Origin of the sequence: Haloarchaeobius amylolyticus (assembly GCF_026616195.1) — an archaeon.
Lineage (GTDB): Archaea > Halobacteriota > Halobacteria > Halobacteriales > Natrialbaceae > Haloarchaeobius > Haloarchaeobius amylolyticus.
Genome location: NZ_JANHDH010000002.1, coordinates 991,148 through 1,011,911, shown reverse-complemented (window position 1 = coordinate 1,011,911; position 20,764 = coordinate 991,148). Strand labels below are relative to the sequence as shown.

The 20,764-nt window shown below is 67.6% G+C and carries 14 protein-coding genes; 1 reads left to right on the top strand and 13 read right to left on the bottom strand.

Annotated elements, in window-relative coordinates:
• Positions 1-46 precede the first annotated feature (46 nt).
• From NOV86_RS17570 to NOV86_RS17540, 7 genes are all read right to left on the bottom strand, one after another.
• Positions 47-1,264 carry a substrate-binding protein gene (locus tag NOV86_RS17570; protein WP_368408791.1) on the bottom strand — a complete coding sequence of 406 codons (1,218 nt, stop codon included), beginning with the start codon at positions 1,262-1,264 and terminating at the stop codon, positions 47-49.
• Positions 1,265-1,531: 267 nt separating this feature from the next.
• The gene (gene acs / locus NOV86_RS17565) at positions 1,532-3,517 is read right to left on the bottom strand and encodes an acetate--CoA ligase (protein WP_267643035.1); all 1,986 of its coding nucleotides are present in this window, start codon (positions 3,515-3,517) and stop codon (positions 1,532-1,534) included.
• 191 nt (positions 3,518-3,708) lie between these two features.
• Positions 3,709-5,820 carry a bacterio-opsin activator domain-containing protein gene (locus NOV86_RS17560; RefSeq protein ID WP_267643034.1) on the bottom strand — a complete coding sequence of 704 codons (2,112 nt, stop codon included), beginning with the start codon at positions 5,818-5,820 and terminating at the stop codon, positions 3,709-3,711.
• Between the two features lie 309 nt (positions 5,821-6,129).
• Positions 6,130-8,055 carry an acetate--CoA ligase gene (locus NOV86_RS17555; RefSeq protein WP_267643032.1) on the bottom strand — a complete coding sequence of 642 codons (1,926 nt, stop codon included), beginning with the start codon at positions 8,053-8,055 and terminating at the stop codon, positions 6,130-6,132.
• A 97-nt stretch (positions 8,056-8,152) separates the two neighbouring features.
• Positions 8,153-9,853, bottom strand: coding sequence for a methylmalonyl-CoA mutase family protein (locus NOV86_RS17550; protein WP_267643030.1), 1,701 nt, complete (start codon positions 9,851-9,853; stop codon positions 8,153-8,155).
• A gap of 51 nt (positions 9,854-9,904) precedes the next feature.
• Positions 9,905-10,093 (bottom strand): hypothetical protein, encoded by a 189-nt coding sequence (locus NOV86_RS17545; protein WP_267643028.1) that lies wholly within the window; start codon positions 10,091-10,093, stop codon positions 9,905-9,907.
• Between the two features lie 64 nt (positions 10,094-10,157).
• Positions 10,158-11,228 (bottom strand): PAS domain-containing sensor histidine kinase, encoded by a 1,071-nt coding sequence (locus NOV86_RS17540; RefSeq protein WP_267643026.1) that lies wholly within the window; start codon positions 11,226-11,228, stop codon positions 10,158-10,160.
• A 127-nt stretch (positions 11,229-11,355) separates the two neighbouring features.
• On the opposite strand from NOV86_RS17540, the gene tuf reads away from it, so the two are divergent.
• Positions 11,356-12,651 (top strand): translation elongation factor EF-1 subunit alpha, encoded by a 1,296-nt coding sequence (gene tuf, locus NOV86_RS17535; RefSeq protein ID WP_267643024.1) that lies wholly within the window; start codon positions 11,356-11,358, stop codon positions 12,649-12,651.
• A gap of 132 nt (positions 12,652-12,783) precedes the next feature.
• Here the strand turns inward: tuf and NOV86_RS17530 are convergent, their stop codons facing one another.
• The 6 genes from NOV86_RS17530 to nuoK form a co-directional block, all read right to left on the bottom strand.
• A complete protein-coding gene (locus NOV86_RS17530; RefSeq protein WP_267643022.1) occupies positions 12,784-13,584 on the bottom strand; it encodes a CBS pair associated ParBc domain-containing protein in 801 nt (266 codons plus the stop codon).
• 66 nt (positions 13,585-13,650) lie between these two features.
• Positions 13,651-15,213: a DHH family phosphoesterase gene (locus NOV86_RS17525; protein WP_267643020.1), complete on the bottom strand. Its 1,563-nt coding sequence runs from the start codon at positions 15,211-15,213 to the stop codon at positions 13,651-13,653.
• Positions 15,214-15,268: 55 nt separating this feature from the next.
• Complete coding sequence (locus NOV86_RS17520) at positions 15,269-16,801, bottom strand: NADH-quinone oxidoreductase subunit N (protein WP_267643018.1); 1,533 nt, start codon at positions 16,799-16,801, stop codon at positions 15,269-15,271.
• Positions 16,801-18,360, bottom strand: coding sequence for a complex I subunit 4 family protein (locus NOV86_RS17515; protein WP_267643017.1), 1,560 nt, complete (start codon positions 18,358-18,360; stop codon positions 16,801-16,803). Before NOV86_RS17515 ends, NOV86_RS17520 begins: the two co-directional genes overlap by 1 nt.
• Positions 18,357-20,420 (bottom strand): NADH-quinone oxidoreductase subunit L, encoded by a 2,064-nt coding sequence (gene nuoL / locus NOV86_RS17510; RefSeq protein ID WP_267643015.1) that lies wholly within the window; start codon positions 20,418-20,420, stop codon positions 18,357-18,359. The genes NOV86_RS17515 and nuoL overlap by 4 nt, the downstream gene beginning before the upstream one ends.
• Before the next feature lie 2 nt (positions 20,421-20,422).
• Positions 20,423-20,728 carry an NADH-quinone oxidoreductase subunit NuoK gene (gene nuoK / locus NOV86_RS17505; RefSeq protein ID WP_267643013.1) on the bottom strand — a complete coding sequence of 102 codons (306 nt, stop codon included), beginning with the start codon at positions 20,726-20,728 and terminating at the stop codon, positions 20,423-20,425.
• Positions 20,729-20,764: the final 36 nt, after the last annotated feature.

The following is a 20,764-nucleotide window of genomic DNA, read 5'->3' as shown; positions in this document are numbered from 1 at the left end:
TTCATATACAATTTCTGTGAAGTTCGACGGCTACGCGGCTGTGTCCTCACTTGTACGGCCCGAGGTCGCACTTCCCTGCGGGACCCTCGTTGCAGCCGTACGTGACCTTGTCCGCGGGCGTGAGTTCGACGATCTCGTAGTAGTTCGCCTTCGAGATCTGGTCCTCGGGGAGCCCCCTGACGACCGGTACCGCCCGCTGGGCCTGGTGGTCGCACTTGCGCATCGTCTCCGACCCCATCCCGATGTTGTTGTACTGGTGGTCCTCGAGTTCCTTGATGACCTTCTCCGGGTTGAACGAGCCGGCGCGCTCGACCGCCGCGGAGTACTGCAGCGTCTGCGCGTACGCGAGCTGTGCCGGCCCGGACGGGATGCGCCCGTTGTACTCGTTCTTGAACGCCTGCGTGAACTGGTTCGACGGCTCGTTGTCGATGGCGGAGTCCCAGGCGACGGTCCCGAACACGCCGGAGATGGCCGAGCCCGCGGCCTTCGCCATCGGCCGGTTGTACAGGGGCACCACGATGGTCAGGTCCTCCTTCATGCCGGCCTCGGTCGCCTGCGTCAGCGACTTCGCCAGGTCCAGCCCGTAGTGGTCGAGCATCAGGACGTCGGCGTCGGAGTTCGATACGTCCGAGAGGTACGAGGAGTAGTTCTTCGTCCCCAGCGGGGTCGCGACGGAGTCGACCTGGCTCCAGTTCGCCTGCTCGGTCATGAACTGGCGCATCGACTGCTCGACGGACGCCCCCCAGGTGTAGTCGGCGTACAGCTGGTAGAACTTCTTGCCCGTGCCGTACTCGCTCTTCAGGACGGGTGCGAGCGCCGCCGCCGTGTGGTAGGCGTCGAACATCTCACGGAAGCCGTACCGGACACAGTCGGCCCCGGTCGTGTCGTTCGAGTGGGTCAGACACGCCATGAACACCACCTTCTGCTTCTGGCACTCGTCCTGGACGTTGATCGCCACCGACGAGGACGACCCGCCGGAGATCATGATGGCGTTGTCGCGCTCGATGAGCTGGCGGGCGTTCTCGCGGGCCTTCTTCTTGTCCGTGGCCGTGTCCGCCTTCACCCAGTCTATCTGCTTCCCGGCGACCCCGTCACCGCTCAGGTCGTCGAACTGGGTGTCCACCCAGCCACCCCCGTTGTTGAGGTGCTTGACGGCGAGCTTGTATGCTCGCAGCTCGTCCTTCCCCTCGGAACCGTACGGTCCCGACAGTGGAACGTTGAACCCGTAGGTCGCCGTGTCCCCGTCGATCGGGAAGTTCCCGATCTGTTCCTGTCCTCCACCGCTGGTCAGGCTCCCGGTACAGCCGGCGAACGCCGCCCCGATGCCGGTCGCGGTCGTCGCCTTCAGCAGGTCGCGCCGGGAGTGTTGGCTATTTCGTGCCACGTCAACAGCTACCATGAAACATAGTATAATAAAAGTACTGGATATTTCTTCTAAACGCTCTCTTGAAGCCCTCTATGTCCACAATAGAACACAATCTAAAATCTTTTAAATACCTTTATCGGGGTGCTGACCAGGCCCGCCGGCCGGTCAGTCGCCCTGCACCTGGGCGCGGATCTCCTCGGGCACGCTCGGGTCCCGGAGCGTCGTGGTGTTCCCCAGTTCCTCGCCGTTCGAGATGTCCTCCAGCAGCCGGCGCATGATCTTGCCAGACCGGGTCTTCGGCAGGTCGGCGACGAAGGCGACGTTCGCGGGCCGGGCGAACGGGCCGATCTCGTCCTCGACGGCGGCGACGATACGGTCGCGGACCTCGTCGCTCGCGTCCATCCCCTCCCGCAACACGACGTACACGTCCGGTACCTCGCCCTTCTCCGGGTGTTCGCGCGCCGCCACGGCGGCCTCGGCCACGTCCTCGACCTCGGCGACGGCCGATTCGAGCTCCATCGTCCCGAGGCGGTGGCCGGCGACGTTCATCACGTCGTCGAGCCGGCCGAGGATGCGGTAGTAGCCGTCCTCGGCCTGGACCGCGCCGTCGCCGGCCTTGTAGTTCCAGTCGCGCCAGTCGTCGCTGTCGACGTCGGAGAACTCGCGCCAGTACGTGTCGATGAACCGCTCGTCGTTCCCGTACACCGTCTGGAGCATGCTCGGCCACGGGCGCGTGATGACGAGGTTGCCCGCCTTCCCGCTGGCTGGGTCGATCTCCTCGCCCTGGTCGTCGACGATGGCCGGCTCGATACCGGGACAGGCCCGCCCCGCACTCCCGGGTTTCATGTCGTCGAGCGCCGGGAGGTTCGTGATGAGGTGGCCGCCGGTCTCGGTCTGCCACCACGTGTCGACGATGACGGCGTCCTCGTCGCCGATGTGCTTGTAGTACCACAGCCACGCCTCGGGCTGGATGGGTTCGCCGACGGTGGTCATGTGCCGGAAGTCGAAGTCGTACTCCGCGGGGTACTCCTCGCCCCACTTCATGAACATCCGGACGGCCGTCGGCGAGGTGTGGAAGATGTCGACGTCGTACCGCTCGGCGATCTCCCAGATGCGCCCCTTGTGCGGGTGGTCCGGGGTCCCCTCGTACATCACCGAGGTGGTGCCGAGGGCGAGCGGGCCGTAGACGATGTAGCTGTGCCCGGTGATCCAGCCGATGTCCGCGGCACACCAGTACGTGTCCTCGGGCTCGATGTCGAGGACGTTCTTCGACGTGGCGGCGGCGTACGCGAGGTAGCCGCCGGTCCGGTGCTGACACCCCTTCGGCTTCCCGGTCGTCCCCGACGTGTACATCAGGAACAGCGGGTCCTCGGCGTCGCGCGACACCGGCTCGACGCGCTCGCGGCGGTGGTCGGCGAGCAGCTCGGAGACGAGCGTGTACTCGTCGGCCACGTCGGTCCGTGGCTCCTCGTGGCGTGTCCAGGTGAGCACCTCGGGCTCGCTGTCCAGCTCGGCCATCGCGGTGTCGGTCTTGTCGAGGTGGGTGAGGAACTCCCCGCGGCGGTAGTAGCCGTCGATGGTGACCACGTAGTCCGAGTCCGCGGAGTCGACGCGCTCGGCCAGCGCCGACGCCGAGAAGCCCGCGAACACCACCGAGTGCGGCGCCCCGATGCGCGCACACGCGAGCATCGTGATGGGCAGGGCCGGGACCATCGGCAGGTGGACGGTCACCACGTCGTCCTCCTCGACGCCCATCGAGCGCAGCGCCGCCGCGAACTCGTTCACCTCGCGGTAGAGGTCCTGGTAGGTGATGTTGCGCTGTTCCCCGTCCTCACCCTCCCACAGGAGCGCGGTCTGGTTCTTCCGGTCCGCCAGGTGGCGGTCGATGCAGTTGTGACTCGCGTTCAACTTCCCACCGACGAACCACTCGAAGAAGGGTGGGTCGGACCCGTCGAAGGTCCGATCCCAGCGCTCGTCCCAGTCGAGCAACTCGGCGTACCGCTCGAACCCCTCCGGGAAGTCCCCGACCTCGTCGTAGATGGCCGGGTCCGAGACGTTCGCCTGCCCCACGAACGCCGGCGGCGGTCGGAAGTACTCTTGCTCTCGCAACCGTGCCTCGATCGTCGCGTCTGGCTGCCCCTCGTTTGGCATACTATGCCATGAGGATAAGTGACAACCACAATAACCGGCGTATCTAACTATGATAAATCAGGATAGTCTCTGTGCAGTCGTGCGATTCGAAACGCGGGGGAGACGGGTGCTAAGACGGGGATACTGGGCCTTGTCTCCCGTTCGAAACGCTAGTCACCTAGAGCCGCGAGTCGACAGTGACGGGCCCCCGGTCACGTCCCGACGTCGCTCCCGTCGAGGAACGCGTCGAGGAGCTTGTACTGGCTGCGCCGCAGGTGGTTGTGGAGGGTGGGCGAGGAGACGCCCATCGACTCCGCGAGCTCCTCGGCCGTCGAGTCACGCGGCCAGTCGAAGTAGCCCGCGTGGTAGGCCGCCTGCAGCACGGCGAGTTGCTTCTCGGTCAGCGACGAGGACAGCGACTGCTGGAAGCCGGTCGTCCCCGTCGCGTCCGCGGCGACCTCGCGCTTGGCCACGAGTTCCGTCTCCGGGAACGCCGTCGTGACCGCGTCCGCGACCGCCCGGACGTCGGTCTCCGGCGCGAACTCGGCGCGAAGCCGCGCCTGTCCGTCCTCGGCGACCAGTTCCTCGACGCTGCCGCCGTGGTCGACCAGGGTGCCGGCGACCGTCTCGCTGGAGACGGTGACCTCCAGCAGGGACGCGTCCTCGTGGTCCGTGACGAGGCGGGCGTCGTCCACGAGGCGTTCGGCCACGGGGTGGACCGTCTCTGGGGTCCGCCCGACGGCGCTGACGTAGCACAGCAGGGCCCGGTCGTCGACCGGGACGACGCCCTCGAGCCGGATGGTACAGGAGAGCTCCGCCGAGAGCGCCACGACGAACGAGTCCGGGTCCGTGCAGGCGAACTCCAGTTCGACGACGGTGTCGGCCAGCAGCAGGCGCTTGCGTTCGGCGCCCGTGAGCGCCTCGCCGACGCGCTCGCCGAGCGTGGCCAGCGCCCGCCGTTCGTACTCGCCGATGGAGGCCGTCGGGGCGACCAGACACAGCGCCCCGTAGACCGAGTCCCCGTGGACCAGCGGTGTCCCGACGACCAGCCGGGGGTGGGACTCGCCGGCCTGTCCCGGGTCGGGGCCATCCCGGAGACTGGTCTCGACCTCGCCGGTCTCGACCACCGTCTCGGCCAGCGTGTCCCCGTCCGATCCGGGGCCCGTGAACGCGAGACGCTCGATGGTGCCGTCGTCCGCACCGGCCCAGACGGTCGGGACGGTCTGGCTGCCGGGCGGCGCCTCGCTGGCCCACGCGCACTCGTAGGCGTCGCTGTCGGTGAGGTGGGCACACACCGCCTCGAGCACGCCCTCGTGAGTCGTCGCGTCGGCGTAGGCGTCGCCCACCTCGCGGATGGCCTGCTGGACGCTGGCGAACCGGTCGTCCGGCACCGGGCCCTGCGGCCGGTCGGTGGTCACGACCGCGACGAAGCGCGAGGGGTCGGCGGCGGTCGGGTTCGCCGGGGTGATGGTCGTCTGCCCCCGGAGCGAACAGTCCGGGCCCAGACAGAACGTGAGGGTCCCGTGCCACGGTTCGAGCGCGGCCATCGCGTCCCTGACCCCGCCGACGGTGTCCGGGTCGGCGGTCGTGGCCGCCGTGAGCGGCTCGCCGACGATGGCGTCGGCGGTCCGACCGACCCGGGCCTCGAAGCGCTGGTTCACGCGGGTGATGGTCGCCTCGGCGTCGAGGACGAGGGTCGGCTGGTCGGCGTCGTGGCGGCGCTCGACCCGCGGCTCGCCGGCGGTCCCGGCCTCGTCGTCGAACGCGGCCAGGACCTCACCGGGGGTCGGGTCGTCGACGTAGGTGTCGAGACTCGACAGCTCCGACCAGCCACCCACGGCCATGACGACCGAGGCCGGGACCTCCCGGTCGACGAGGAGACTGCGTGCGAAGTAGTGCCGCAGGTCCCGGCTGGAGACGCCCGCGAGCGACTCGCGGCCGGTCTGGTCGGCCGCCCGCGAGGAGACCTCCGAGACGAGCATCTGGAGCCGTCGCACCGAGACGTCGAACAGCGGTTCCGCGGGTTCGACACCTTCGTCGCGGGCGTATCGCGAGATGGCACGTTCGAGCTCGCTCGGCAGGTAGGCGTCGCGTGGCTCCTCGCCCCCGGCCACCCGGAGCAGGAACCGGACGCGCCCGTCGACGACGTGCGGCGCGACGTCCATCGGCCGCACGGCGACCATCTCGAACGGCCGCAGGCCGACCTCCCCGCCGAGCCGGAGGACGAGGCGCTCCCGGGGCGTCGTCGCCGCCCGCAGGAGGCACTCGTAGCCGTGCCGGTCGAGGCCCCCACCGGCACCGCGGTTCGTGTTGCCGAGTGCCATGCTTCGTGGTATCGTCGCTACCACGAAATAAAACGTTGGTATCGTTTGTCAGGCAGTTCCTCGGAATCGACGGGTTCAGTCGTCTGAGACGTCGCGTCTGTGTCCCGCAGTTCGGTCCCGGCGAGACGTTATCCACCGGTGAGAAGACCGGTCGCCGTTTCGTCCCTGCAGGCTGGAACGAAGTCTCCGCGGGTCGGAGCTCACCGGTCGGCACGGGACCGCCCCCTCGGGGCGACCGAGAGCGTCGCTGGACGAACCCGTCTCTCTGGCCGGTGTTGCACAGTACCGCGCCGGGGGCTGTCGGCCCGGCTAGTCCGAAACCTCGCGGCCGACGACTAGTTCGATCTCCCCGACGGTCTCCGGGTTGCGGAGGGCGCTCGTGTCGCCGTAGTCGTCGCCGTCGACGATGGCGGCCAGCACCCGCCGCATGATCTTCCCGGAGTGGGTCTTCGGGAGTTCGGCGGTGAACACGAACCGGCGGGGGCAGGTCTCCTGACCGAGCACCTGGATGACGTGGTCGACGATGTCTCCCCGGAGCTGCTGGTCGGCCTGCCGGTCGCGGGTCGTGCTCACGTACGCGACCACGTCCTCTCGACGCGCCGATTCGACGACCGCCGCCTCGGCGACCCCGTCGACCTCGACGATGGCCCCCTCGACCGAGGTGACCCCGACGGGTTCGTCGTCGACGGTCAGCGTGTCGTCCGCCCGGCCCAGCAGGGTGACGTAGCCGTCCGCCTCCTGGACGGCCCGGTCGCCGGTGACGTACGCCCAGTCCGGGTCGGTCGCCTCGGTCAGCATCGACCGCGGCATCCCCGGCCAGGGGCGGGTGATGGCGAGCGACCCGGCCACGTTGGGGCCGACCTCGGCCCCGTCGTCGTCGACGACCGAGACCGCGATGCCGGGGACGCCCCGGCCGGCCGCACCCGGCTTCATCTGGTCGACGCCGGGGAGCGTCGAGACCATGATGCCGCCCGTCTCCGTCTGCCACCACGTGTCCACGACGGGACACCGGCTGTTCCCGACGTGGGTCCGGTACCAGTGCCAGCCGCTCGGGTTGATGGGTTCGCCGACCGACCCGAGCAACCGGAGGCTCGAGAGGTCGTACTCGTCGGGACCGTCGGCGCCGCGTTTCATGAACGACCGGATGGCCGTCGGGGCGGTGTAGAACACGTCCACGTCGTGGGCCTCGACCTGCCGCCAGAGCCGGTCGTGGGCGGGCTGGTCGGCCGACCCCTCGTACAGCAGCGTCGTCGCCCCGAGCGCGAGGGGGCCGTAGACGATGTAGCTGTGGCCGGTGATCCAGGCGATGTCGGCGGCACACCAGTACGTGTCCTCGGGTTCGACGTCGAGGACGGCGTGGCTCGTCCACGCGACGTAGGAGAGGTAGCCGCCGGTCGTGTGGGTCACCCGGTCGGGTTCGCCGGTCGTCCCCGACGTGTAGATGACGAACAGCGGGTCTGCGGCCGCCCGGGGGACCGGGTCGACCTGCGCCCCCGCCTGCGCCGCGAGGAGGTCGTCGAACTCGTGCTGGTCGTCGCCGAGGTAGGTGTCCCCGAACCGCCTGACGACGACGGTCTCGACGTCGTGGTCGACCGACAGGCAGGCGTTGTCCGCCTTGTTCTTCTGGTTCACCGCGGCCCCGCCCCGGTAGTAGCTGTCGCAGGTCACCAGCACCCGCGAGTCGGTCCGGCTGATGCGCTCGGCGAGTTCGGCGGCCGAGTACCCCGAGAACACGACGTTGTGGAGCGCGCCGAGCCGGGCGCAGGCCAGCATCGTCACCGGCAACTCGGGCATCATCGGCATGTAGAGCGTGACGACGTCGCCCGCCTCGACACCCAGTCCCCGGAGCGCCGCCGCCGTCTCGTTCACCTCGCGGTGGAGGTCGTCGTAGGTGTACGTGGTCGATTCACCCGTTCGCCCCGCCCAGTGCAGGGCCGCCTCGTCGCCGCGACCCGCCTCGACGTGGCGGTCGACGCAGTTGTATGAGGCGTTCAACACGCCGCCGTCGAACCACCGGAGGGCGGCGTCGCCCCGCGTCAGGACGCTGTCGTAGGCGTCCGCCCAGGTGAGCAACGAACCCGCGGTCCGCCAGCACGCCGGCCAGTCGCGCTCGAACCGGTCGTAGACCGCCGGGTCGGCGACGTTCGCCTGGTCGACGAACCACTCCGGCGGGTCGACCGTCTCGGTCGCTCTGAGGCTCGATATCGGCGGGCGACTGTCGGGTTCGTGTGCCACGTGTACGCATGCCACATACGGGTAGCCCGCTGGTAAAAGGTTTGGTCGAACAGAACCGACAGGCAGCGACCGAGAACGGGGGAGCTGGAGGGTCGGCTCAGGCCAGCCCGATCTGCTCGGAGTACGCGCCGTACTCCGCCTCGAACACCTTCATGACCTCGCCCATCGTCGCGTACTCCTTGACCGCGTCGACGATGTACGGCATGACGTTCTCGTCGTTCTCGATGGCCGCTTGCAGGTCGTCGAGGCGGGCCTCGACGGCCTCGTCGTCGCGTTCCTCCTTGACCCGGGCGAGGCGGTCGAGTTGCTTCTCCTGGACCTCCTCGTCGACCTTGAGTATCTCCGGTTCGGTGTCCTCGGAGATGGTGTACTTGTTGACGCCGACGACGACCTCCTCGTCGTCCTCGACGCGCTCCTGGTACTCGTAGGACGCCTCCTGTATCTCGCGCAGGAAGAAGCCCTGGTCGATGCCCTCGAGGACGCCGTCGCGGACCGAGCCGTCGCCCATCTCCTTGATGTGCTCGATGTACTCCATCGCCTCCTGTTCGACCTGGTCGGTGAGGGCCTCGACGGCGAAGCTACCGCCCAGCGGGTCGACGATGTCGGCTGCGCCGGACTCCTCGGCGATGATCTGCTGGGTGCGCAGGGCGACCCGGACCGCGCGCTCGGAGGGCAGTGCCAGGGCCTCGTCGAAGGAGTTTGTGTGCAGCGACTGGGTGCCGCCCATGACGCCCGCGAGCGCCTGGATGGTGACGCGGACGACGTTGTTGAGGGGCTGCTGGGCGGTCAGGGACTGGCCGGCGGTCTGGGTGTGGAACTTCAGGCGCTTGGACTCGGGCTTCTCGGCGTCGTACCACTCGTCCATCACGCGGGCGTAGATGCGCCGGGCGGCGCGGAACTTCGCGATCTCCTCGAAGATGGAGTTGTGCGAGTTGAAGAAGAACGAGAGGCGGGGCGCGAAGTCGTCGACGTCGAGGCCGCGGTCCATCGCGTCCTCCACGTAGGCGAAGCCGTCGGCGAGGGTGAACGCGAGCTCCTGGACCGCGGTCGAGCCGGCCTCGCGGATGTGGTAGCCCGAGACCGAGATGGGGTGGATGCGCGGGGTCTCCTCGGTGGCGAACTCGACCGTGTCCGTGACGACGTCGAGGCTGGGTTCGGGCGGGATGACCCACTCCTTCTGGGCGATGAACTCCTTCAGCATGTCGTTCTGCATGGTCCCGCTGATCTGGTCACGCGGGACGCCGCGCTGGTCGGCGAGGGCGACGTACATCGCGAAGATGACCGGGGCGGAGGGGTTGATGGTGAACGAGGTCGACACCTCACCGAGGTCGATGCCGTCGAAGAGGATCTCCATGTCACGGAGCGTGTCGACGGCGACGCCCTCCTTGCCGACCTCGCCGTCGGAGAGGGGGTCGTCGGAGTCCTTGCCCATCAGGCTGGGCATGTCGAAGGCGGTCGAGAGGCCGGTCTGGCCCTCGTCGATGAGGTAGTGGAAGCGGTCGTTGGTCTCCTCGGCGGTCCCGAAGCCGGCGAACTGGCGCATCGTCCAGGTGCGCCCACGGTACATGGTCGGGTACGGGCCGCGGGTGTACGGCGGTTCGCCGGGGAAGCCGAGGTCCTCTCCGTAGTCCATGTCCGCCACGTCGTCGGGGGTGTACAGCCGGTCGACCTCCATGTTCGAGACCGTCGCGAACCGGTCCTTGCGCTCCCCGAACCGGTCGAGTACCGGTTCGAGTGTCTCCTCCTCCCAGTCCTCGCGCGACGAACGGATGTCGGCGAGTTCGTCCTCGTCGTACATGGACGTAATTTTTGCCAGACAGGGCAAAAGCGTTCGGTTGCCTGCCCTCTCCTACCGCGTCGTCCGCCGATGGTGGAGGCCGGCGATACCGGCGGCCACGAGCGCCGACAGCAGGGAGACGAGTACCGGCGTCGTCGACCCACCCGTCGGCGCGACGACCACCACGAGGAGGCCCATCGCCAGCAGTGCGGTCGTCACGGCGACCGTCGTCAGTACCGTCGCTCGCGTCTCGGCATCCATACGGGTCGCTGACGGGTCCGCCCGACAAATATTCGTGCGTTAGCGAAGTGAAACGTTCGCTCGCTCAACTCGTCTCGAGGGGGAGCTCGACGACGAAGACGCTCCCGCGGGGGTCGTTGTCCTCGATGTGGACCGTCCCGCCGTAGCCCCGGACGAGCTGGTCGACGAGGTAGAGCCCGATGCCCGTCCCGGGGCTGTCGACGCCGCGTTCGCCCCGGCCGAAGACGGCGGTCTTCCGCGAGTCGGGGATGCCGGGGCCGTCGTCCGCGACCCGGACCGTGGCGGTCCCGTCCTCGACCACGAGGTCCACCGCGATGGCCGGCGAATCGCGGTCGTTGTGGATGACCGCGTTGCTGAGCAGGTTCCCGAACACCGACGAGAGCATCTCGTTCGCCACCACCCGGGCCGACGTGGAGACGCCGTCGTAGGTGATGGACGCGTCCGGGTACTTGTTCCGGGCCTTGATGACCTGTGACTGGACGACGTTCGGCAGGTCGACCTCCTTCCGTGGGACCTCCCCACCGGCGGTGAGCGCCTCCGCGAGGTCCCTGACCTCGTGGGTGAGTTCGACGGTGTGCGCGACCGCCTCCTCGACGTGGCCGAGGTACGTCTCTGCCGCCGGGTCGTCGATGTACCCCTCGAGTTCGCCGAGCCACCCCATCACGACGTTCATGTCGTTGCGGATGTCGTGGCGAAGGACCCGGTTGAGGACCTCGAGTTGCTCGGAGAGGTCCCGGGCGGTCCGTTCGCGCTCTTTGAGTTCGGTCAGGTTGCGGACGACCACGACCACGAACGTCTCGAACCTGGCGAACCGGCCGTCCGCCGGGATGGTCTCCTTGCCCTCGCCCTCGTCCTCGACCACGAACTCGAACTCGACGCGCTCGGAGGACGACTCCCCCGTCGCCACCCGCTCGTACGCCGCCGTCAGGTCGGCCCGGTCGGCGGCGGCGATGTAGGACTCCACCAGCGCGTCGAACGTCTGCCCGAGGAGTGCCTCTCGCCCCTCTCCACTGTACTCGCCGACGCGCGCGTTCGCGTCGACGAGCACCCGGTCGTCGCCGAACACGTAGAAGGCGTCCTCCAGCGCGTCGTGGAAGTCGGAGAGGTGGTCGTGACCCGCTACTGATTCCTCCATGTATGCCCTCACCGGGGGGAAGGAGTAAGGGCTTCGGCCAAGTCTCCGCCGCGCGAAAGGCAAATATCCATAACGAACGAATATTACATAAGGCTCGTTACCGCAGCGTAGCGGCCGGTGAAACCCTATGGCAGCAAAACTCCACCAGAACCTGGCCATCATCGGACACGTCGACCACGGCAAGAGCACGCTCGTCGGTCGGCTGCTGTTCGAGACAGGCAACGTCCCCGAGCACATCATCGAACAGTACCGCGAGGAGGCAGAATCCCGCGGGAAGGGCGGCTGGGAGTTCGCGTACGTGATGGACAACCTCGCGGAGGAGCGCGACCGCGGCCTGACCATCGACATCGCACACAAGCGCTTCGACACGGAGAAGTACTTCTTCACCATCGTCGACACGCCCGGCCACCGCGACTTCGTCAAGAACATGATCACGGGCGCCTCGCAGGCCGACAACGCCGTCCTCGTCGTCGCCGCCGACGACGGCGTCGCACCCCAGACCCGCGAGCACGTCTTCCTCGCGCGCACGCTCGGCATCGGCGAGCTCATCATCGCCGTCAACAAGATGGACATGGTCGACTACGACCAGGCCCGCTACGACGAGGTCAGGGCCGACGTGTCGAAGCTCCTCAAGCAGGTGAACTTCCGCTCCGACGACGCGACGTTCATCCCCATCTCGGCGTTCGAGGGCGACAACGTCGCCGAGCACTCCGAGCACACCCCGTGGTACTCCGGGCCGACCCTGCTCGAGGCCATCGACGACCTGCCGGAGCCCGAGATGCCGACCGAGGCACCCCTCCGGCTCCCCATCCAGGACGTCTACACCATCTCCGGCATCGGGACCGTCCCCGTCGGCCGCGTCGAGACCGGCGTCCTCGAACCCGGTATGTCGGTCACCTTCATGCCCTCGGGCGCGACCGGCGAGGTGACCTCCATCGAGATGCACCACGAGGAGGTCCCGAAGGCCGTCCCCGGCGACAACGTCGGGTTCAACGTCCGCGGCGTCGGCAAGGACGACATCAAGCGCGGCGACGTCTGCGGGCCCGCCGAGGAGCCGCCGACCGTCGCCGAGACGTTCCAGGCACAGGTCATCGTGATGCAACACCCCTCGGTCATCACGGCCGGGTACACGCCGGTCCTGCACGCCCACACCGCACAGGTCGCGTGCACCTTCGAGTCCATCGACAAGAAGATCGACTCGAAGACCGGCGAGGTCGTCGCGGAGAACCCCGACTACATCGAAGCCGGCGACGCCGCCATCGTCACCCTGCGCCCGCAGAAGCCGCTGGTCATCGAGAGCTCGGCCGAACTCCCCGAACTCGGGAGCTTCGCGCTGCGTGACTCCGGCCAGACCATCGCCGCCGGGAAGGTCCTCGAGGTGACCCCCAAGGTCGGCGCGAAGGACAGGAAGAAGGCGGCCTGAGCCGGCCACAGACACGAGATTTTTTGTACGGGACCGCGGCCACCGGGCGTATGCCCTGACCAGCGAGGCGGGTCGCGCCGCGGGTGAGTGGCGCACGCGACTCGTCAGCCCCACCGCGCTACCTGTTCGCCCCTACTGCAATCGCTTCGTCGTCTCTACTAGCGGATGGCGCGCGTAGTCGACCACCTGCACGTCCTCGAGTGACTCCAGCCCCTCGCGTTCGGCCGTCTTCGCCATCCCCAGCTCGATGGGGTCCTCGATGACGATGACGTAGGCGTCCATCTTCTCGATGCCGATGCGGTCGGCCGCCATGACCCGGTGGTGGCCGTCCGCCAGCAGCAACGTCCCACCGTTGTCGATGACCACGAGTGGTTCGGCCAGCCCGCGCTCCAGCTCGTAGCGCCGCCCCTCGAGTTCGTCCGCGTACACCTTCTTCTGGGTCGGGATGAGGTTCCGCAGCGCGACCTCGCGGCGCTCCTGTTCGAGCTTGATGCCGTGGATGCTCTCCAGCGTCCGCCGGAGCTTGCCGACCTTCTCGGGGGTCGCCCGCTCGATCTGGCTGCGGATGACGTCGGCGTTCGAGATGATGCCGACGAGGTTGCCGGCGTCGTCGACGACCGGGAGCTTCTGGATGCCCGAGCGAAGGATGACCCGCGCCGCGTCGGACACCTTCATGTCCGGGTGGGCGACGATGAGGTCGGTCGTCATGACCTTGAAGATGGGCTCGTCGTCGTCGGCCAGCAGCAGGTCCCGCGCGCTGACGAACCCCTCGACGCGGCGGCGGTCACACACGGGGAACCCGCTGTGCTCTTCGCTCTCGGCGATGCGCGTGGCCACCTCGCGCACCGTCACGTCAGGCGAGACGGTCACCACGTCCTGTGTCATGTACTCCTTCACTCGTGGCTTCCCGTGGTCGCTCGACTCGTCGTCCATGTTCGACAGAACTGTCGCGGATGGGAAAAGCCCTTCTGCGTCGCAGTGACCGAGAGAAGTCCCTGGTTACTCGTCGGCGACGGTCAACCCACCGTCTTCGCGGACCGACTCGTCCTCCTCGCCGTCCGAGCCCGGTGCCGAAGACGGAAGCGGGAGTTCGATGCCACCGTCGTAGGTGAACTCCAGGTGGCGGTCCCGGTCCCGCGTCCGCCGCGCCGACGGCGGGAGCTGCTCGGTCGCCTCGAAGAAGCGCTCCTCGATGACCTCCTGGATAGCCTCGTCGCGGTCCTCGTCGGTCTCGAACTCGCCGAAGGCCTGCGTGATGGGTATCTGTGCGCCCGCCATGTCGGCGTGCCCGCCGGCGCTGCCGATCTGGTTGAACGCCGAGCGGAGCGTCTCGCCGAGGTCGATGTCCGTCCCCTGCGCCCGCGCCGAGATGTACACCATGCCCTCCATGAAACCGTAGACGAGGGTCGTGGTGATGCCGTCCATCGTCAACAGTTTGTCCGCGGCCTGTGGGAGCGCGTCGCGGTCGTTGATGCGGCCCGCACCCGTCACCAGCACCGACCCGCGGACCTGCCGGTTCTCGATGGCCCGCGCCATCGTATCGAGCGTGTCGCCGCTGATGCTCGGCGACTCGATGCGCTCCAGGACGACCTCGTCGACGTGAGGCAACAGCGTCGCCGCCGCCTCGAAGTCGAGCGTGGAGACCTCGCGGGAGAACTCCTGTGTGTCGATCTGGATGCCGTACAGTAGCGCCGTCGCGACGGTCTTGTCGAGTGACACGCCGAACCGGTAGAAGTGGTCGGTCAGCAGCGTACTCGTCGCGCCCACGTCGTACCGGAGGTCGGTGTACGTCCCCTGTATCGCCCCGCGTGGCGGATGGTGGTCGACGACGATGTCGACGTGGAGTTCCTCCGGGAGCTGGTCGTTCACGCCCGGGCGGGAGTGGTCGACCAGTGCGAACCCGTCGAACTCGCCGAGGTCGTCCGCCGGGTCCAGGTTCCGCAGGTCCAGGTCGAGCAGGTTCACCATCGCCCGGTTCTGCTGGTGCGAGATGTCGCCGAAGTAGCAGGCTTCGGCCGGTGTGCCCACGGCCTTCGAGAGCCGGGACAGCGCCACCGCGCTCGCGATGGCGTCCGGGTCCGGGTTGTCGTGCATGACGACCGCGAGCTTCCCGTCGATGCTCTCGAGCACGCGCCGGAGTTCGAGGGAGTCCTCGGCCCGTTCGCCGGCGACGCGGTCGGCCACGACGGACGCGAACGACGTCTCCGGGTCGATGACCCGGTCGACGAGCCCGGACAGTGCCGCGTCGTCCGTCGTGCTCGCGCCGATACCGGCGTACGCGACCAGCAGCGCGTCCTCGAACCGTTTCCGTGCGGCAGCCGCGATAGCCCGGTTCTCGTGCGGGTCGTCGCTGGCGACGATGACCACGTCTGCGTCCGCGAGGTCGACCAGTACGTCCGGGTCGGTCGGGTCGGCACCCAGCGCGTCGACGCCCTCCTCGCGAAGGGCCTCGACGCGGCTCTGTCGCTCACAGACGACACGCTGGACGCCGGCCCAGTCGGCCAGTTTCTCTGCGAGTCGCTGACCGACGGCTCCACAGCCCAGTACGACCCGGGAGACCATACCCGGCGTTGCCACTCCGAACGGTAAAAGCTACCGAACAGAACGGGATGGCGGCCTACAGCAGGGCGCCAGCGGCGTCGACGGCCACGTCAGAGAGCGGGCCGAAGAAGCCGTACATCACGACCGTGACGACGGCCGCGAACATGACGGCGGTGTAGATGCCGACCGGTCGGCTGCCGACCGAGAGCGGCTTCTTGCTCTCCGGGCGGTCGTCGATCCAGAGCGCCTTGACGACCCGGCTGTAGTAGAACAGGCTCAGGGCACTGTTCACCGCGCCGAAGGCGGCGAGCCACCAGAACCCGCTGTCGACGGCCGCGCCGAACAGCAGGTACTTGCTGAGGAAGCCGCCGAACGGCGGGAGCCCGGCCAGCGAGAACATGAACACCGTCATCGCGACGGAGGCCAGCGGGGCCTGCCGCCCGAGTCCGGTGTAGTCCTCGAACGTCCGGCCGACGTCCCAGTACTCGGCGAGCGCGATGAACAGGAACGCGCCCGTGTTCATGAACCCGTAGACGAACAGGTGGAGCATGCTGCCGGCGAGGACGAACTGCCCGGCCTCGATCTTGGCAGCGACGCCCGGGCCACCACCGGTGAGCGCGGCGAGTCCGATGAGGACGTAGCCGGCGTGCCCGATGGAGGAGTACGCGAGCATGCGCTTGACGTTCGTCTGGGTCGCGGCGGCGAAGTTACCGAGCGTCATCGTGACGACGGCGAGGATCTGGAAGATGAGCACCCAGTCCGCGCCGAGGACGATGAACTGCCCGGCGGACTCCGAGACCGCGAGGAACGCCTCCGTGAAGACACGGAAGGCGATGACGAAGCCGGCGGCCTTCGAGGCCGACGACAGGAAGCCGCTGATGGGGGCGGGTGCGCCCTCGTAGGCCTCCGGCGCCCAGAAGTGGAACGGGACGGAGGCGGTCTTGAAGGCGATGCCGCCGACGACCATCACGACACCCATGCCGAGCAGGCCCGAGGCGTCGCCGCCGATGGCTGCCTGCACGTCCGAGAGGAGCAGGGAGCCGGTCGAGGCGTACACCAGGCTGATACCGTACGCGAAGACGGCACTCGACAGTGCGCCGATGAGGAAGTACTTCAGCCCCGCCTCGACGCTGCCGCGGTTCTTCTTGAGGAACGCGACGAGCGCGTACGACGGGAGCGAGGCGAGTTCGAGGCTGACGAAGACGGTCGCCAGCGAGTTCGCCGACGCCATCAGCGTCATCCCGGTCGCGGCCAGCAGGACGAGCGCGTAGTACTCGGCCTGGTAGCTGTGGTCCGCGATGTAGTTGTAGCTCGCGAGGGTCACCATGGCGGTGACGCTCGCGACGATGACGGCGAACAGCAGCGCCATCTGGTCGACGACGAGCGACTCGCCGAGCGGTTTCGCGGGCGCGTTCGCGAGGTCACCGTAGGTCGCCAGCAGGGCGACCGCGGTGACCAGCGCGGTCAGTGCGCCGGCCGTCGAGATGCCGGAGAGGAGCCGGCGGTTGCGCGTCCGCGGGTCGATACTGTCGACGATGAGCAACAGCAGCCCGGTCAGACCCAGCACGATCGCCGGTGCGAGCCACTGCAGGTCCATGTGTCCTGCCATCAGGCACCACCTCCGTTGACGAGGTCGGCGACCGGGCCGGTCGCGTCCTTGATCATCTCGAAGAAGATGTCAGGGGCGACACCCAGCGCGATGATCATGATGAGCAGTGCAGCCAGCGGTGCGACGTCGTGCAGCGGTGCCGGACCGACCTCGTAGTCGGTCTCGAGCCGGAAGTCACCGAAGAGGGTACGCTGCATCGCGAAGAGCAGGTAGCCGGCGACGATGACGATACCGAACATGCCCAGCGCGGTGAACAGCTGTGCGTTCACCAGCCCGGAGCCCCACGACGCCTGGAACGAGCCCAGGAAGACGTAGAACTCCGCGGCGAAGCCGGACATGAGCGGGAGGCCCATGTAGCCGAACGCACCGGCGATGAGGATACCGACCGTGTACGGCATCTTGTCCGCCATGCCGGACATGTCGGTCACCATGCGCGTGTGCGTCGTGTTGTAGATGACACCGACGGCCATGAACATCAGGCCCGAGATGAGTCCGTGAGAGATCATCTGGAACGTCGCGCCGCCGACGCCGTAGAGCGTGTAGGCGACGAGCCCCAGGATGACGTAGCCCATCGAGGACACGGAGGAGTAGGCGACGATGCGCTTGAGGTCGCTCTGTGCGAGCGCGAGCATCGCGCCGTAGATGATGGAGACGACCGCGAACGCCGCGATGATCGGGGCGTTCACGTTCGCGATGTCGGGCATCATCGTGAAGTTGAACCGCAGCAGGGCGTAGGTACCCATCTTCAGCAGGACGCCGGCCAGCAGCACCGACACCGGGGTCGGTGCCTCGACGTGAGCGTCCGGCAGCCAGGTGTGGACCGGGACGACCGGTACCTTGACCGCGAAGCCGGCGAACATCGCGAAGAACGCGGCGGCCTTGAGGGTCTCCACGTTCACGCCGAAGAACGTCTCGGCGGCGGGGTCCGCGGCGAGGCTCGCCTCCGTGACGGCCGGGAGGCCGAACGAGTCGACGCCCAGGCCGAACACGAGCGCGGCGAAGCCGATGAACATCACCAGCGAGGCGACGTTCGTGTAGACGAACATCTTGATGGCCGCGTACTTGCGGCGCGGGCCGCCCCAGATACCGATGAGGAAGTACATCGGGACGAGGACGGCCTCCCAGAAGACGAACCAGGCGAAGAAGTCGAGCGCCGTGAAGACGCCGATGAGACCCGCCTCGAGGAACAGGACCAGTCCGAAGAACTGGGCCTGCCGTTCGTCGATGGGTGTCCACGCGCTCACGAGCGCGAGCGTCGTGAGCACGGTCGTCAGGACGATCAGTGGGAGGCTGATACCGTCGACGCCGACGTACCACTGGATGTCCGGGAGCGGACCCAGCGAGAGCCACATCTCCTGGCTCTGGTAGGCCAACTTCCCGTCGGCGAGCAGTGCGTTCTTCTCGCCGTCGAAGTTGGCCCACATGTACAGGCTACCGACGACCGGCAGCAGACTCCAGGCCGTCGCCAGCTTCGCCGCGTAGCGGTCGGGGCTGGCCATGACGACGAACGATCCGACCAACGTTATCGCGATGAGCGCTTCTATCGTTCCGTTTATCATGCGAACCACCCCCCTGTGATACCGACGATGACGAGCAGGATGACCAGGCCCAGCGAGAGCAGGGCCGCGTAGTTGGTCACGATACCCGTCTGGATCTTCTTCATGCGCGACCCACCGGAGAGGCTCACACTGGAGACGCCGTTGACGACGCCGTCGATGACGCCCTGGTCGAAGGTATCGGCGGCCTTCGACAGGGGCAGGGTCACGTTCTCGGCCAGGAAGACCTGGTACTCGTCCTGGTAGTAGTTGTTGTACCAGAGCGTCTTGAGCGGGCCGAGCTTGGCCGTGTGCTCGGTCGGCGTCGCGTCGCGACCGTACAGCAGGTACGCGAGCCCGACGCCGGCCAGCGCGATGGCCAGCGAGAGTGCCGAGCTGGCCAAGATGCTGAACTCGGCGGTACCGATGCCAGCGCTGTCCTTGATGAGCGTCTCGTAGTGCTCGACCGACAGGTTGGCGAACGCCTCACCGCCGTGGTGGGCGCCGATGTTCAGGAAGTGCTCGAGCTCGTGGATGCCGAGCACCGGCACCGCGTTGACGAACCCGGCGAAGGTCGCGAGCACGCCGAGTGCGACGAGCGGGACCTTCACGTTCCAGCGGACCCCGTGCGGGTCGCGGGCGGTGTCGGTCCGTGCTTCACCGTGGAAGGTCAGGAAGACCATCCGGAAGGTGTAGAAGCCGGTGAACAGCACCGAGACCAGGCCCATCCCGTAGGCCACGAGCAGCAGGGTACCGACCATGCCGTCCGTGCCGAGGCCGTGAACGAGCGTCTTGAACAGGACCTCGTCCTTCGACCAGAAGCCGGCGAACGGGACGATACCCGCGAGCGCGAGCGACCCGGCGAGGAACGTCGCGTAGGTCACCGGCATCTTGTCCTTCAGGCCACCCATGTCCCACATGTCCTCGTTGTGGTGCATGGCGATGATGACCGAGCCAGCACCGAGGAACAGCAGCGCCTTGAAGAAGGCGTGGGTCATGAGGTGGAAGGTCGCGGCGACGTAGCCACCGCCACCCAGCGCGAGCATCATGTAGCCGTACTGGGAGATGGTGGAGTACGCGAGGACCTGCTTGATCTCGTCCTTCACGACACCCATCGTCGCGGCGAACAGTGCGGTGAACCCACCGGTGAGCGCGACGACCGCGAGCACCGTCGGGAGCAGCGCGTAGAAGCCGTACATCCGGGCGACGAGGTATACACCGGCTGCGACCATCGTCGCGGCGTGGATGAGCGCGGAGACGGGCGTCGGACCCTCCATGGCGTCTGGCAGCCACGTGTGCAGGGGGAACTGCGCGGACTTGCCGATGACGCCACCGAGGACGAGGAGCCCGAGGATCGGGAACCAGGCGTCTGCGCCCATGCCGACGATGTCGAGGAAGCCGGCGACGACCTCGGGGGTCTCACCGGCCAGGGCCGCCTCGGCCAGGACCGGGAACGACTGCTGGGACTCCGTGCTCACGAACATGCCGGTCCCGAACGTCGCGATGATGCCGACCACGCCGACGAGGAAGAAGTAGTCCCCGAAGCGGGTGACGAGGAACGCCTTCTTCGCGGCGGACGGCGGGCCGTCCTGCCGGAACCAGAAGCCGATGAGCAGGTACGAACACAGGCCGACCAGCTCGAAGAACATGAACGCCATGAGGATGTTGTCCGCCATGACGAACGCGAGCATCGAGAAGGTGAACAGCCCGAGTTCGCTGTAGTAGCGCGGGAGGCCCGTCTCGCCCTCGTCGTTCATGTAGCCGAGGCTGAACATGTGGACGAGGAACGCGATGAGCGAGACGATGACGAGCATCATCGCCGACAGCGGGTCGATGAGCACGCCGAAGTGGAGGTTGATCGCCTCCGTGGGCCCCCACGTCAGGAGCTCGGTGTGGTACGTGTGGCCACCGAAGACGGTGACCGCCAGCCACAGCGACAGGATCAGCGAGCCGCCGGTGGCGGCCATCCCACCGATGGCTCCCTTCTTCGGCATGTACTTCCCGAGCGCGAGAGCGACCAGGAACGACGCGAACGGTAGCGCCGCGATCGCGGGCGCGAGTTCGAATGCGAGTTCTCCTGCCATCGTTACCACCTCATCGTCGTGGCGTCGGCCACGTCTACGTCTTCGAAGTTACGATACAGTACGAGGATGATGCCGATACCGATGGCCACCTCGGCCGCGGCCAGCGCCATCCCGAAGAGGGCGAACGTCTGACCGGTGAGGTTGCCCCAGTACTGGCTGAAGGCGACGAGGTTGATGTTCGCCGCGTTCAGCATCAGCTCGACCGACATCAGGAACATCAGCGCGTTCCGGCGCGTGAGGATGCCGAAGAGGCCGATGCAGAAGATGGCCGCGGACATGACGAGATAGTACTCGACCGGAACCGCCATCAGGCATCACCTCCGTCGTCCTCGACCGTCTCGCCA

Coding starts and splice junctions, on each gene's coding strand:
- NOV86_RS17530 (WP_267643022.1), bottom strand. CDS start 13,584: ATGGACGACGAGTCGAGCGACCACGGGAAGCCACGAGTGAAGGAGTAC.
- NOV86_RS17540 (WP_267643026.1), bottom strand. CDS start 11,228: ATGGAGGAATCAGTAGCGGGTCACGACCACCTCTCCGACTTCCACGAC.
- NOV86_RS17515 (WP_267643017.1), bottom strand. CDS start 18,360: ATGATAAACGGAACGATAGAAGCGCTCATCGCGATAACGTTGGTCGGA.
- NOV86_RS17550 (WP_267643030.1), bottom strand. CDS start 9,853: ATGTACGACGAGGACGAACTCGCCGACATCCGTTCGTCGCGCGAGGAC.
- tuf (WP_267643024.1), top strand. CDS start 11,356: ATGGCAGCAAAACTCCACCAGAACCTGGCCATCATCGGACACGTCGAC.
- nuoK (WP_267643013.1), bottom strand. CDS start 20,728: ATGGCGGTTCCGGTCGAGTACTATCTCGTCATGTCCGCGGCCATCTTC.
- NOV86_RS17560 (WP_267643034.1), bottom strand. CDS start 5,820: ATGGCACTCGGCAACACGAACCGCGGTGCCGGTGGGGGCCTCGACCGG.
- NOV86_RS17525 (WP_267643020.1), bottom strand. CDS start 15,213: ATGGTCTCCCGGGTCGTACTGGGCTGTGGAGCCGTCGGTCAGCGACTC.
- NOV86_RS17545 (WP_267643028.1), bottom strand. CDS start 10,093: ATGGATGCCGAGACGCGAGCGACGGTACTGACGACGGTCGCCGTGACG.
- nuoL (WP_267643015.1), bottom strand. CDS start 20,420: ATGGCAGGAGAACTCGCATTCGAACTCGCGCCCGCGATCGCGGCGCTA.
- acs (WP_267643035.1), bottom strand. CDS start 3,517: ATGCCAAACGAGGGGCAGCCAGACGCGACGATCGAGGCACGGTTGCGA.
- NOV86_RS17520 (WP_267643018.1), bottom strand. CDS start 16,801: ATGGCAGGACACATGGACCTGCAGTGGCTCGCACCGGCGATCGTGCTG.